15 protein-coding genes are annotated in these 11,906 nt (G+C 70.6%); 8 read left to right on the top strand and 7 right to left on the bottom strand.

Translation table 11 applies throughout. The annotated features are described in order from the left end of the window. Nucleotides 1–6: 6 nt before the first annotated feature. On the top strand, nucleotides 7–648 hold the full coding sequence (locus HCN51_RS32235) for a response regulator (RefSeq protein ID WP_168014622.1): 642 nt from the start codon (nucleotides 7–9) through the stop codon (nucleotides 646–648). 3 nt (nucleotides 649–651) lie between these two features. On the opposite strand, the gene HCN51_RS32230 is transcribed toward HCN51_RS32235, so the two are convergent. Then, nucleotides 652–1,083 (bottom strand): VOC family protein, encoded by a 432-nt coding sequence (locus HCN51_RS32230; RefSeq protein ID WP_080044019.1) that lies wholly within the window; start codon nucleotides 1,081–1,083, stop codon nucleotides 652–654. A gap of 43 nt (nucleotides 1,084–1,126) precedes the next feature. Between HCN51_RS32230 and HCN51_RS32225 the strand changes: the two genes are divergently transcribed. After that, the gene (locus tag HCN51_RS32225) at nucleotides 1,127–1,921 is read left to right on the top strand and encodes an MBL fold metallo-hydrolase (RefSeq protein WP_080044018.1); all 795 of its coding nucleotides are present in this window, start codon (nucleotides 1,127–1,129) and stop codon (nucleotides 1,919–1,921) included. Here HCN51_RS32225 and HCN51_RS32220 read toward each other — a convergent pair. Together HCN51_RS32220 and HCN51_RS32215 are read right to left on the bottom strand one after the other, a co-directional pair. Further along, nucleotides 1,861–3,264, bottom strand: coding sequence for a sensor histidine kinase (locus HCN51_RS32220; protein ID WP_346433871.1), 1,404 nt, complete (start codon nucleotides 3,262–3,264; stop codon nucleotides 1,861–1,863). The two genes, HCN51_RS32225 and HCN51_RS32220, sit on opposite strands and share 61 nt — an antisense overlap. Continuing rightward, nucleotides 3,261–3,932 (bottom strand): response regulator transcription factor, encoded by a 672-nt coding sequence (locus tag HCN51_RS32215; protein ID WP_080047364.1) that lies wholly within the window; start codon nucleotides 3,930–3,932, stop codon nucleotides 3,261–3,263. Before HCN51_RS32215 ends, HCN51_RS32220 begins: the two co-directional genes overlap by 4 nt. A gap of 124 nt (nucleotides 3,933–4,056) precedes the next feature. On the opposite strand from HCN51_RS32215, the gene HCN51_RS32210 reads away from it, so the two are divergent. Continuing rightward, complete coding sequence (locus tag HCN51_RS32210; RefSeq protein WP_168014620.1) at nucleotides 4,057–4,551, top strand: hypothetical protein; 495 nt, start codon at nucleotides 4,057–4,059, stop codon at nucleotides 4,549–4,551. A gap of 4 nt (nucleotides 4,552–4,555) precedes the next feature. Here HCN51_RS32210 and HCN51_RS32205 read toward each other — a convergent pair whose 3' ends face one another. Beyond that, the gene (locus HCN51_RS32205) at nucleotides 4,556–5,632 is read right to left on the bottom strand and encodes an Rv3169 family protein (protein ID WP_168014618.1); all 1,077 of its coding nucleotides are present in this window, start codon (nucleotides 5,630–5,632) and stop codon (nucleotides 4,556–4,558) included. A 226-nt stretch (nucleotides 5,633–5,858) separates the two neighbouring features. Further along, nucleotides 5,859–6,332: a YtxH domain-containing protein gene (locus tag HCN51_RS32200; RefSeq protein WP_080044015.1), complete on the bottom strand. Its 474-nt coding sequence runs from the start codon at nucleotides 6,330–6,332 to the stop codon at nucleotides 5,859–5,861. 186 nt (nucleotides 6,333–6,518) lie between these two features. Here HCN51_RS32200 and HCN51_RS32195 point away from each other — a divergent pair, with 186 nt between their 5' ends. Continuing rightward, nucleotides 6,519–7,055: a peptidylprolyl isomerase gene (locus HCN51_RS32195; protein WP_168014616.1), complete on the top strand. Its 537-nt coding sequence runs from the start codon at nucleotides 6,519–6,521 to the stop codon at nucleotides 7,053–7,055. A gap of 128 nt (nucleotides 7,056–7,183) precedes the next feature. Beyond that, nucleotides 7,184–8,050 carry a rhomboid family intramembrane serine protease gene (locus HCN51_RS32190; protein WP_168014614.1) on the top strand — a complete coding sequence of 289 codons (867 nt, stop codon included), beginning with the start codon at nucleotides 7,184–7,186 and terminating at the stop codon, nucleotides 8,048–8,050. A 35-nt stretch (nucleotides 8,051–8,085) separates the two neighbouring features. On the opposite strand, the gene HCN51_RS32185 is transcribed toward HCN51_RS32190, so the two are convergent. Continuing rightward, nucleotides 8,086–8,331: a cell division protein CrgA gene (locus HCN51_RS32185; protein WP_080047363.1), complete on the bottom strand. Its 246-nt coding sequence runs from the start codon at nucleotides 8,329–8,331 to the stop codon at nucleotides 8,086–8,088. Nucleotides 8,332–8,476: 145 nt separating this feature from the next. Between HCN51_RS32185 and HCN51_RS32180 the strand changes: the two genes are divergently transcribed. From HCN51_RS32180 to HCN51_RS32170, 3 genes are read left to right on the top strand one after another with little or no spacing between them, the layout of a single operon-like run. Continuing rightward, nucleotides 8,477–9,085, top strand: a complete 609-nt coding sequence (locus HCN51_RS32180) for a class E sortase (protein ID WP_168014612.1) — start codon at nucleotides 8,477–8,479, stop codon at nucleotides 9,083–9,085. A gap of 1 nt (nucleotide 9,086) precedes the next feature. After that, nucleotides 9,087–9,245, top strand: coding sequence for a hypothetical protein (locus HCN51_RS32175; protein ID WP_168014610.1), 159 nt, complete (start codon nucleotides 9,087–9,089; stop codon nucleotides 9,243–9,245). A gap of 52 nt (nucleotides 9,246–9,297) precedes the next feature. Then, a complete protein-coding gene (locus HCN51_RS32170; protein ID WP_168014608.1) occupies nucleotides 9,298–9,870 on the top strand; it encodes an anthranilate synthase component II in 573 nt (190 codons plus the stop codon). A 132-nt stretch (nucleotides 9,871–10,002) separates the two neighbouring features. Here the strand turns inward: HCN51_RS32170 and pknB are convergent, their stop codons facing one another. Further along, entirely contained in the window at nucleotides 10,003–11,871 is a 1,869-nt protein-coding gene (pknB, locus tag HCN51_RS32165) for a Stk1 family PASTA domain-containing Ser/Thr kinase (RefSeq protein WP_168014606.1), read from the bottom strand. Nucleotides 11,872–11,906 lie beyond the last annotated feature (35 nt).

The following is an 11,906-nucleotide window of genomic DNA, read 5'->3' as shown; positions in this document are numbered from 1 at the left end:
GACGTCGTGCGTGTGGTGATCGCCGAGGACGCCGTCCTGCTCCGCGAGGGCCTGGCCGGCCTGCTCGAACGCTTCGGCCACACGGTCGCCGCCGCCGTCGGCGACGCGCCCGCCCTGGTCGAGGCCGTCACCGAGCACCGCCCCCACGCGGTGGTGACCGACGTGCGCATGCCGCCCGGCTACTCCGACGAGGGCCTGCGCGCCGCGCTGGAGCTGCGCGCCCGCCACCCGGAGCTGGCCGTGCTGGTGCTCAGCCAGTACGTCGAGCAGACCTACGCGGCCGAGCTGCTGGAGTCGGGCGGCGGCGCCGGCGTCGGCTACCTGCTGAAGGACCGCATCGGTGACGTACGCGAGTTCGTCGACGCCCTCGGCCGCGTGGCCGCCGGCGGCACGGTCGTGGACCCCGAGGTGGTGCGCCAGCTCCTCAGCCGGCGCCGCGACCCCCTGGCCAGGCTCACCCCCCGCGAGCTGGAGGTGCTGGGCCTGATCGCCGAGGGCCGCGCCAACGCCTCGATCGCCAGGCACCTGCACGTCACCGAGGCGGCCGTCGCCAAGCACATCGCCAACATCTTCGCCAAGCTCGACCTGCCGCCCACCGCCGACGGGCACCGCAGGGTGCTGGCGGTGCTGGCGTACCTGCGGAGCTGACCCTCAGGACACGCAGAACTCGTTGCCCTCGGGGTCGGCGAGCGTGACCCACCAGTTGGGCCCCTGGCGGCCCCGGTGCAGCTCCTTGGCGCCCTTGGCGGTGAGCCGGGCGACCTCCGCCTCGATGTTGCCCGCTCCGACCCGGATGTCGAGGTGCGCGCGGTTCTTGACCGTCTTCGGCTCGGGCACGAGCTGGAACAGCACGCGCGGCGCGCGTTCGAGGCCGTCGGGATGCCTGATGGCCGCGCCGGCCTTCCACACCAGCGCGCCGTTGTGCGTGGTCGTGTCGTCGGCGGAGGCGTGCCCCTTGTCGATCAACTCCCTGATGAACGCCTCGTCCTGCGCCTCGACCTGCCAGCCGAGCGCGTCGGCCCACCAGTCGGCAAGGGGGTGCGGGTCGCCCGAGTCGATGACGACCTGGAAGTCATATGCCATGCGACGATCCTAAAAGTAGGAGCAAAAGTTAGAGTCGGGTGCCATGAACGAGCAGTGGCAGGAGGTAGGCGACCGGGTGTACGTCCGGCGTCATCGGTCGTTCGGCGTGAACACCGGGCTCATCGTGGGCGACGGGCACTGCCTGGTGCTGGACACCCGCGGCTCGCACCAGGAGGCCGCCGACCTGATCGAGGCCATCAGGACGATCACCGCCTTCCCCTGGACGGTCGTCAACACCCACTCCCACTTCGACCACTACTTCGGCAACGCGCTCTTCGGCGGCGCCGAGATCTGGGGCCACGCCAGGTGCGCCGAGGAGATCGAGCAGTACGGCGAGCAGCACCGCGCCGGCATCATCGAGTACCGCCCCGAGCGGCGCCAGGAGATGGAGGAGGTGGCGATCGTGCCGCCCGACCACACCTTCACCGTGGCGGCCGGGCTCGACATCGGCGGGCGCATCGTCAACCTGCGGCACTTCGGGCTCGGGCACAGCAGCAACGACGTGGTGGCGCAGGTGCCCGACGCGGGCGTGGTGTTCGCCGGTGACCTGGTGGAGGAGGGGGCGCCGCCCGCGTTCGGCGACTCCTATCCGCTCGACTGGCCGGGCACGCTGGCCGCGATGCTCGCCGAGATGCCCGAGCAGGTGATCGTGCCGGGGCACGGCGCCGTGGTCGACCGGTCGTACGTGGCCCGGCAGCACGACGAGCTGGCCCTGGTCGCCGACCTGGCCAAGCGGGCCCACGTGGAGGGGCTGCGCGACGTGATCACCTCCTTCCCCTACCCGGAGGACGTCTCCCGGCAGGCGATCGCCCGCGCCTTCCTGCAGCTCGACGCCTGAGTCGCGCCGAGGGGGAAGCGGGCGACGAACCCCGAGTCGCCGTACACCAGCGAGCCCCCGTGCAGGTGCGCGATGTCCCGCGCGATCGGCAGCCCCAGCCCGGCGCCACCCGCGTCCCTGGCCCGCGCCTCGTCGAGCCGGGTGAACCGGCCGAACACCGCCTCCCGCTTCTCGGGCGGGATGCCCGGCCCGTCGTCCGACACCTCCAGCACCGCCTGCCCGTCCTCGGCGGCCACGCGTACCCGTACGGTGGCGGCGGCGTGCCGGACGGCGTTGTCGGCCAGGTTCGTCACCAGGCGGTCGAGGTGCGCGCTCGACCCGCGCATCACCACGTCGGGCTCGACGTCCAGCTCCACCCGCACCTCCGGCCGCCGCCTGGCCCGCAGCGCCGCCTCGGCGGCCACCTGGCCCAGGTCCAGCTCGGTCGCGCGCAGCGGCTCGCCGGCGTCCAGCTTGGCCAGCATGAGCAGGTCGGCCGCCAGCGACTGCAGCCGCTCCACGTCGGCCAGCGCCTCCTTGGTCAGCTCGCTCGGCTCGGCCAGCTCCAGCCGGGCCCGCAGCGTCGCGATGGGGCTGCGCAGCTCGTGCGCGGCGTCGGCGACGAACCGCTTGTGCCGCTCCACGGCCGTCTCCAGCCGGTCGAGGGTGCCGTTCACGGTCGTCGCGAGCGCGGCGATCTCGTCCCTGGAGCGCGGGACGGGCACCCGCTGGTTCAGGTCGCGGGCGGTGATGTCGGCCACCTTGGCCCTGATCGCCGCCACGGGGCCGAGCGCGCGGCCCACGGAGAGCCACGTCATCGCGGCCACCACGACCAGCAGCGCCGGCACGCCGGGCAGCAGCGTCTGGTACAGCGTCTGCAACGCCTGCTGCACGCTGTCCAGGGAGACCCTGGCCAGCAGCGTGGCGGGGCCGTTCGCGGTGGCCACCTCGACGCCGGCGACCGCGTACTCGCCGGGGGCCGCCCACGCCTGCGTCTCCACGGCCTTCTTCTTGGTGACCAGGAGGTCGGGGTCGGCCAGCCGCACCACCCTGCCGTCGCTGGTGTAGATCTCGCCGTCCTTGCCGGAGACGAGCGGGGCGGTCTGCGCCGGCGAGGCCGGCGTCACCGGCCGCACCCCCTCGTCGTCGGCCTTCTTGATCTCGATCGTCTGCGCGTACGGGGCCGCCGCCATGGCCTTCTTGGCCGCCTCGGCGTCGGCGCTGCTCACCAGGGAGCCGCGCAGCGCCAGCACCAGGATCAGCGCCGCCAGCCCCAGGGCCAGCGCCACCACCAGCGTCGCCGCCGCCGTCGCCCGCACCCGCACCGACGACACCCCGGCCACCAGCCACTCCCAGCGCCTCACGCCGCCTCCAGCCGGTAGCCGGCGCCGCGCACCGTCATGAGCGTCGTCCTGCCGAACGGCACGTCGATCTTGCGGCGCAACGCGCTGATGTAGACCTCGACGATGTTCGGATCGCCGTCGTAGGAGAAGTCCCACGCCTGCGCCAGCAGGTCCTGTTTGGAGACCACCTCGCCGGCCCGGCGGGCCAGCGCGTGCAGCACCGCGAACTCCTTCGGCGTGAGCTGGATGTCCGCCTCGCCCCTGCGGCAGCGCAGCCCCGCCGGGTCGATCACGAGGTCGCCGACGCTGATCGACACGGGCCGCTCGCGCCCGCCGCGCCGCACCAGCGCGCGCAGCCTGGCCAGCAGCACCACGTACGAGAAGGGCTTGGCCAGGTAGTCGTCGGCCCCGTTGTCCAGGGCCTCGGCCTCGTCGTAGATGCCGTCCTTGGCCGTGAGCATCATGATCGGCGTCCAGTCGCCGGCCTCGCGCAGCTTGGCGCAGACCGCGTACCCGTTGAGCCGGGGCAGCATCACGTCCAGGACGATCACGTCGTAGGTGTTCTCGGTGGCCATCCACAGCCCGTCGCGCCCGTCGTGGGCCACGTCCACCGCGAAGCCCTCGCCCGCCAGGCCGCCCTTGACCAGGTCGGCCAGGCGCTCCTCGTCCTCCACCAGTAACACTCGCACGCGCTCCAGGGTGCCGTAGCGCACCTAAAGCCAACCTGAAGATCATTTCGGTGCTCTTCAGGATCACTTCAGGTACGGGCGGCCATCCTCGGGGGCGAACGTCAGTCCCGAGTGAGGAGAATCCATGTTCAAGCGTCGTCTCGCGGTGCTCGGTGCGGTCGCGGTGCTCGCGATCACCGGCCTGGCGGGCTCCGCCATGGCCGACGAGCCGTCCCCGACCGCGGGCACGAAGGTGACCTGCACGACCGAGGACGGCAAGACCATCGAGATGACCCCGGCGCTGCCGGCCAAGGAGGGCGGCAAGGGGGGCGTCGTGGTCGGGCCCGACGGCAAGGTGGCGCACCTGGCCGACAGCGACACCGTGCAGGTCGAGAAGCTTCCCGACGGGGGCGTGGCGGTCAAGAGGGCCGAGCCGCTCTCGCCCGAGGAGGCCGAGAAGTTCTCCAAGGTGAAGAAGCTCTCGCCGGAGGAGATCGAGAAGCTGGTCGCGGCCGGTGACATCGTCAAGGCGAAGCCCGCCGAGCCCGCCGCTGAGGGCGGCGCGCCCGTCGTGGCCACGGCTCCGGGCGAGGACGGCCCGGCCAAGACCGTCAAGATCATCTGCAAGAAGCCCGAGTAGCGGCTCAGCCGGGGAACGACGGGTGCGGCCCCAGCGCCCAGTACTCGAAGAGCCCGTGGCCCACGAGCCCGTCGTACTCGAAACGCCCGACGGCGTCCACCAGCCCCCACATCCTGGCGGCGTCGTCGGGCAGCCGGTACGTCACGCCCTGCACGACCGGCCCCGCCCCCTGGTACATCCCGTGGCGCCACTCCTGCTCCAGCCCGTAGCCGGTGCCGACCATGAGATGGACCGGCAGGAGCGGCGTGCAGCGCACGTCGAACGGCTTGCCGCCGGGCGGCGCGAACGCGATGGTGGCCTCGACGACGTCGCGGGTGCCGGGGGCGTAGACCGGGCGGTACTCCGGTCTGCCGAGGTACTCCTCCTCGCGGCCGTCGCACCACACGCGCACGGCCTCCTCCAGCAGCCGCCGCCCCCGCTCGTCCTCCTGGACGATGCACAGGATGGCGTGGTCGTCGAAGCGCATCGGCGCGTAGAGCCAGTAGAACGTCCCGGAGTTCTTGGCCATGATCCCGGGCGGCTCCGGCTCGCCGACGGGCCTGATGCCCCACGACCGGTCCCTGGTGCCCATCCAGCGGTCGGGCGTGACGGGCAGGTCGCTCTCGCCGAGCCTGATGTGGCCGGACCACTGCCCGGTCTGCGCCATCCGTACCGAGTCGAACACCACCCGCTCCTGCCACCGCAGGAAGTGCCGGGGCTCCAGCACGGCCGGGATCGTGCCCTCCCACAGGAGGTCGAACGACAGGCCGTGCTCGTTCGGCTCCAGGACCACCCTGAGCCGCTTGAGCCCTTCCACGACCTCGACGCGGAACGGCCCGACCCGGGTGTCCATCCGGTCGGCGCCCAGCTCGCGCGAGGCGCGGACGACGCGGTGCAGGCTGGGGGTGCGCACGCAGGCGAACGCGTCGGTGACGCCCAGGTTGGGGTACTGGCCGAGGCCGACGATCAGCATGAGCTCGTCGGAGGCGGCGTGGCAGTTGAAGTAGTAGCGGTCGTAGAAGTTGCGGTCGCTGGTGGTCACGTGCCGCATGACCTGGGCGGCCTGGTGGACGGGGTAGTCGTCGAGCGGTGACAGCGCCATGCCCGGTGTTCTAACAAGCGCTTGGTCGGACGTCAACCGGCCGCCTCAAGCGGTCACGCTTCAACGGGGCCGCCTCAAGCGGTCACGCTTCAACGGGGCCGCCTCAAGCGGTCACGCTTCAACGGGGCCGTCCCAGGCGGTCGCGCTTCAACGGGGCATCCCGGGCACAGGCGCGCCCCCGTGACAGAGCTCGTCACGGGGGCGCGCCTCCTGCGTGCCGCAGCGGTCACGACATCTTGCGTGACGCCTCATCCGCCTTGTTCGACACGTTGGCGGCCATGCGGTCCGCGGACTCGGATGCCTTCTCAGCCTTCTCATTGACCCAGCGTGAGGCATCGGAGGCGGAGTCCTTCATGTGCTCGGTCCACTGCTGCGCGTTGCGGCGGTAGAACATGTAACCGATCGTTCCCACCGCGACACCGGTCAGCAGAACGAGCATCGGCCACCGCCGCGAGCGCGACGGTGTCGGGTCGATTCGCCGGGCCGCGTTGGTCAGCATGGTGCTGACCTTGGGCGCGATCTGCTCCTCGAACCCGTGCGCCGCCGATTCCAGCCGCGGCGCCGCCCAGTGGCGGGCGTCTTCGATGCGATGGGCGGCGGCCACCTTGGCCTGGTCCGCCATGGGCTGCATGCGCTGGCCGGTTCGCATGGCCTGGGCCTTCATGCGGCCCATCCACGTGGCTGGCACTTCCATGACCACGCGGCGTCTTCTCATTCTCAGGGACACGACAACCTCCCCTGTCGTTGGGGCCCCGCAGCCTGACCTGCCCCGGACAAGGCGGCTCAATCATCGCCGTCCATGGGAGGATGGCTCGGGAGGCCGTACGGCCATAATCCTCAAAACACCACAAAACCAACCCTGTGCATAGAGGGGGGCAGCTGTCTCGTGGCTGAGAAGCTGATCGCAAACCTGCAGACCAACCGCGGCAATATCAAGGTAGAACTCTTCCCGACCAAGGCCCCGAAAACGGTCCGTAACTTCGTGGAGCTGGCCGAAGGCTCCCGCGAATGGACGCACCCGGGCACCGGCGAGAAGAGCACCGGCCGCTACTACGACGGCACCATCTTCCACCGGGTGATCTCCGGCTTCATGATCCAGGGCGGCGACCCGCTCGGCCAGGGCATCGGCGGCCCCGGCTACGAGTTCGACGACGAGATCCACCCCGAGCTCTACTTCAACCGCCCCTACCTGCTCGCCATGGCCAACGCCGGCATCCGCTTCGGCAAGGGCACCAACGGCTCGCAGTTCTTCATCACGGTCGTGCCGACGCCGCACCTCAACGGCAAGCACACGATCTTCGGCGAGGTCGTCGAGGGTCAGGAGGTGGTCGACGCCATCGCCAAGACCCGCACCGACCGCCGCGACCGCCCGGTGGAGGACGTCGTCCTTGAGTCGGTCACCATCGACCACATCAAGGACTGACGGCCCGCACGCCCCGCCCCGCCCCCGCATCGCCGGGGGCGCCGGCCGGGGTGCCGCCTGCCCCACCCCTCCCGCGCTGCCCGTTTTGCGCCGACGCGGCACGCTCGCGCAAGCCTTAGGCTTCGGTCATGACCAGCCAGCCGCCGAGCCCGCCCTCGCAGCCCGAGCAGCCCGCTGAGGCGGTGCCCACGTGCTACCGCCACCCCGACAAGGAGACCTGGGTACGCTGCCAGCGGTGCGAGCGTCCCATCTGCCCCGACTGCATGCGTGACGCGGCGGTCGGCTTCCAGTGCCCCGAGTGCGTCGCCGAGGGCAACAAGGGCATCCGCCAGGCCAGGTCCACGTTCGGCGGCAACGTCGTGCGCACCCCGTTCGTGACGTACGCGCTTCTGGTCATCAACGTGCTGGTCTTCGGCGCCCAGTACCTCGTGGGCGACCGGCTCACGGGTGAGCTGGCGATGTCGCCCGGCGACGTGGCCGTGCTCGGGGAATACCACCGCCTGATCACGGCGGCCTTCGTGCACGGCAGCGTCTTCCACATCCTGTTCAACTGCTGGGCGCTGTTCGTGGTCGGGCCCTACCTGGAGCGCGCCTTCGGGCACATCCGCTACACGGCCCTGTACCTGATCAGCGCGCTCGGCGGCTCGGTGCTCGGCCTCTGGCTCGACCCGCTCACCCAGCCCACCGTCGGCGCGTCAGGGGCCATCTTCGGCCTGTTCGGCGCGGCGTTCGTGGTGGGCCGCAAGCTCGACATGGACGTGCGCGGCATGGCCGTGCTCATCGCGCTCAACCTGGCGATCACGTTCCTGGTGCCGGGCATCAGCTGGACCGGGCACGTCGGTGGCTTGATCACCGGATCACTGCTGGCGGGGGCGCTCGCCTACGCCCCCAAGAACAGCAGGACCCTCTGGCAGGTGCTGGCGATCACGGCGACACTGGTGTTGCTGGCCGTGCTCGTGCTTCTCAGGACATCGGCCCTCCTGGCCGCGACCTGAGCTTCCCCAGGCTGTGGAAAAGGCTGTGGAAAGAACTAACGCCAGCGGGTGGAAAGAACCACACCGAAGATGATGAAAACAAACCCGATCAGCAGGTTCCAGTTCTGCAGATCGCTGAAGAACGGCGCCCGTGGGGCGACGTAATAGATCGCGATCCACAGAATGCCGATGATCCACGCGGCGACCATCGTGGGGGCCAGCCAGCGCGGGCTGACCTTGACCTGCTGGGACCTCTGCGGCGGCGTGTAAACCGCCTTCTTGCGAGCCTTGGACTTGGGCACTGGGTAACTCCTGCTGAGGGCCTGGGCTTCCGGATCGTCCACAGGCTCTTCGTTTTAGCGTAGTTGAAGCGTGCCCCAGGATAGTCGCCACGCGCACGACATGGCGATCCCCGGGGCCCGCATCGTCGCCGAATAACCTGATCGCATGCGGGCCACGCTCCGGGCCGTGGGGGAGCTCAGCATCACCGCGGGCCTGATCCTCATGCTGTTCTGCGCGTATCTGCTCTGGGGCACCGGCGCCTACACCCAGAGCCAGCAGTCGCTGCTCAAGGGCGAGCTGGCCGCGAAGAAGCCGCGCGCCGAGCGGGTCCGGCCGGGCCAGGCGCTGGCGATGCTGCGCATCCCCCGGCTGGGCCGCGACTACCAGTACGCCGTGGTGGAGGGCGTCGGGGCCGAGCAGCTCAAGAGGGGCCCCGGCCACTACCCCGACAGCGCCATGCCGGGCGAGGTGGGCAACTTCGTGCTCTCGGGGCACCGCACCACGTACGCGGCCCCGTTCAACGAGATCGACGAGCTCGAACGTGACGACGAGATCGTGGTCGAGACCCCCGAGGCCCGCCACACCTACCGCGTGACCTCCCAGGACATCGTGCGGCCCGACGAGATCGACGTGCTCGCCCCCGTGCCCGGCAAGCCCGACATCCGCCCCATCCGGGCCTTCATCACGCTGTCCACCTGCCATCCGGAATACTCGGCCGCCGAGCGCCTGATCGTCTACGGCGTGCTGAAGGAGAGCGAACCTCGCGAGGAGTGACATGTACGCCTGGCTCTGGCGCAAGCTGCCCGGCCGCCCGCTCGCCCGCGTCCTGACGGCCGTCGCGCTGGCCGCCGCCGTGGGGGCCGTACTCTGGTACGCGGTGTTCCCGCTCCTGGAGCCCGCGGTGACGCTGGACGAGGTGACGGTAAGAAGGTGACGGTCAGATGGTGACCGCAGGAAGGTGACCACGAGAAGGTGACCGCGAGAAGATGACCCGCGTGCTGGTGGTGGACAATCACGACAGTTTCGTCCACACCATCGTGCAGTACCTGCGCGAGCTAGGCGCCGACTGCGACGTGCGGCCGCGCGACGACGTCCGCGTGCACGACGCCGACGGCTTCGACGGCGTGCTCGTCAGCCCGGGCCCCGGCGCGCCCGAGGCGGCCGGTGTGAGCGTCCCGCTGGTCCACCACGCCGCCGAGAGCAACCGGCCGCTGCTCGGCGTCTGCCTGGGCCACCAGGCCATCGCCGTGGCCTACGGCGCCACCGTGAGCCGCGCCCCGGAGCTCTTCCACGGGCAGACCAGCGCCATCACGCACGACGGCAAGGGCGTGTTCGAGGAGCTGCCCTCACCCGTGCGCATGACCCGCTACCACTCGCTGGCCGTGCTGCCCCAGACCGTGCCCGGCGTGCTCGACGTGACCGCCCGCACCGAGGACGGCGTCATCATGGGCCTGCGGCACCGCCGGGCGCCCATCGAGGGCATCCAGTTCCACCCCGAGTCCGTGCTGTCCGAGCATGGTCATCGGCTGCTCGAAAATTGGCTGCGCGGAATCGTGTAACAAACGACTCGCGTAGAGCGACGTACAAGTGAGCGTCCCCGCCGTTGCCCCCGAGCGGCGGGGGCGTTCTTTGTTGCCACACGTGACGAAGGGCCGCCCCGGAGGGCGGCCCTTCGCCGTGGACGGGGGACCTCAGCCGCCGAAGCCGCCGCCGAGGCCGTCGTCACCGATCGGGTTGTCCTCGGTGGGCTCCTCGGACGGGAAGTCGTCGGTCGGCTCGTCGGACGGGGTGTCGCTGGTCGGCTCGTCCGTCGGGAACGGGTTGGACGTCTGCTCCTCGGGGCCGGTCGACACCACGATCGTGATGGTCGTGTTCGCGACGAGCTGCGTGCCCTCCGGCGGGTTCTGCTGGACGACGGTGCCCTCGGGCGCCTCGTTGGACGGCTGCGGGTTGACCTTGACCTTGAAGCCCGCGGCCTTGAGCTGCGCCGTGGCGTCCTGCTGGGTGAGGCCGATCACGCTGGGCACCTCGCTGAGCGCCTTGGGCACGAAGAGGGTGACGGAGCCGCCCTCCTCGATCTCCGTGCCGGCCTTGGGGTCGGTGGCGATGACCTGGCCCTGCGGCTTGGTCGAGTTTCGTGTCTTGATGACGCCGGTCAGGCCGGCCTCCTCGAGGACCTTCTCGGCGTCGGCCTGCGCCATGCCGACCAGGCCGTCGGGCACCTTGACCTTCTTGGGGCCGCTGGAGACGATCAGCTTGACCGCGGACTTCTTCTCGACCTTGGTGCCGGCCTTCGGGTCGGTGCCGATGACGGCGTCCTTCTCGACGTCGCTGCTGGCCTCCTGCACCACCTGCACCTGGAGATCGAGATCCTTGAGCTGCTGCTCGGCGTAGGAGCGCTCCTGCGAGGCCAGGTCGGGGATCTCCACCTGGGTCTCGGTCGCCGTGCCACCGCCGCCGCTGAAGACGACGTAGCCGATGCCGACCATCGCGCCGATGATGAGCAGCGGGATGACGATCCACAGCGCGGTCTTGACCGCGTTGTTGCCGCCGCCCCCTGCCCTGCGCCGCCCGCCCCGGCCGCCGCCCTCGTCGTACTCGTACGGCGGCACCGCGGTGGTGCGCTGCGTGGCCGGGCCCTGAGCCGCCTGGGTGGCGGTCATCATGCGCGTGCCCTGGTTGAAGTTGCCCGTCATCGCCATCGTCTGGGCGTCGACCGGCATGCCGGACATGGCGCGCTGGATGTCGGCCCGCATCTCGCCCGCGTTCTGGTAGCGGTGCGCCGGGTCCTTCGCCATGGCCTTGAGCACGATGGCGTCGGCCCACTGCGGGATCTCCGGGTCGATCTGCGACGGCGGGATGGGCTCCTCGCGTACGTGCTGGTAGGCGATCGCGACCGGGGAGTCGCCGGTGAACGGCGGCTGGCCGGTGAGCAGCTCGTACAGCACGCAGCCGGTGGAGTAGATGTCGCTGCGCGCGTCGACCCGCTCGCCGCGCGCCTGCTCGGGAGACAGGTACTGGGCGGTGCCGATCACCTGGGCGGTCTGCGTCATCGTGGCCGCGGAGTCGGCCATCGCGCGCGCGATGCCGAAGTCCATCACCTTGACGTCGCCCGCCCGCGTGATCATCACGTTGGCCGGCTTGATGTCGCGGTGCACGATGCCGCCGCGGTGGCTGTAGTCGAGCGCGCGCAGGATGCCGTCGACCAGCTCCACGGCCCGCTCGGGCAGCAGCCGCCGGTCCTGGCGCAGCAGGTCGCGCAGCGTGCGGCCGTCGACGTACTCCATGACGATGTACGGCACGGGGGTGCCGTCGGTGACGTCCTCGCCGGTGTCGTAGACCGCCACGACGGCCGGGTGGTTGAGGGAGGCCGCCGACTGTGCCTCACGGCGGAACCGGGCCTGGAAGGTGTGGTCGCGCGCCAGGTCGGAGCGGAGGGTCTTGATCGCGACTATGCGGTCCAGCCGGATGTCTCGGGCGCGATACACCTCGGCCATGCCGCCGCGCCCGACGACACCGTCGAGCTCGTAGCGACCTCCGAGTAGCCGAGGCTGAGTCATTTCCTGCACTGTCCCTTACCGTTCATCTTGGGTAC

Origin of the sequence: Nonomuraea composti (assembly GCF_012034275.1) — a bacterium.
Lineage (GTDB): Bacteria > Actinomycetota > Actinomycetes > Streptosporangiales > Streptosporangiaceae > Nonomuraea > Nonomuraea composti.
The sequence above is the reverse complement of the archived record's forward strand: the minus strand, read 5'-3'. Positions and strand labels throughout refer to the sequence as shown.

Bases quoted from the DNA above. Each gene is read 5' to 3' on its own strand.
- HCN51_RS32230 (WP_080044019.1), bottom strand. From the start codon at position 1,083: ATGGCATATGACTTCCAGGTCGTCATCGACTCGGGCGACCCGCACCCC.
- HCN51_RS32225 (WP_080044018.1), top strand. From the start codon at position 1,127: ATGAACGAGCAGTGGCAGGAGGTAGGCGACCGGGTGTACGTCCGGCGT.
- HCN51_RS32210 (WP_168014620.1), top strand. From the start codon at position 4,057: ATGTTCAAGCGTCGTCTCGCGGTGCTCGGTGCGGTCGCGGTGCTCGCG.
- HCN51_RS32205 (WP_168014618.1), bottom strand. From the start codon at position 5,632: ATGGCGCTGTCACCGCTCGACGACTACCCCGTCCACCAGGCCGCCCAG.
- HCN51_RS32190 (WP_168014614.1), top strand. From the start codon at position 7,184: ATGACCAGCCAGCCGCCGAGCCCGCCCTCGCAGCCCGAGCAGCCCGCT.
- HCN51_RS32180 (WP_168014612.1), top strand. From the start codon at position 8,477: ATGCGGGCCACGCTCCGGGCCGTGGGGGAGCTCAGCATCACCGCGGGC.
- HCN51_RS32175 (WP_168014610.1), top strand. From the start codon at position 9,087: ATGTACGCCTGGCTCTGGCGCAAGCTGCCCGGCCGCCCGCTCGCCCGC.
- HCN51_RS32170 (WP_168014608.1), top strand. From the start codon at position 9,298: ATGACCCGCGTGCTGGTGGTGGACAATCACGACAGTTTCGTCCACACC.
- pknB (WP_168014606.1), bottom strand. From the start codon at position 11,871: ATGACTCAGCCTCGGCTACTCGGAGGTCGCTACGAGCTCGACGGTGTC.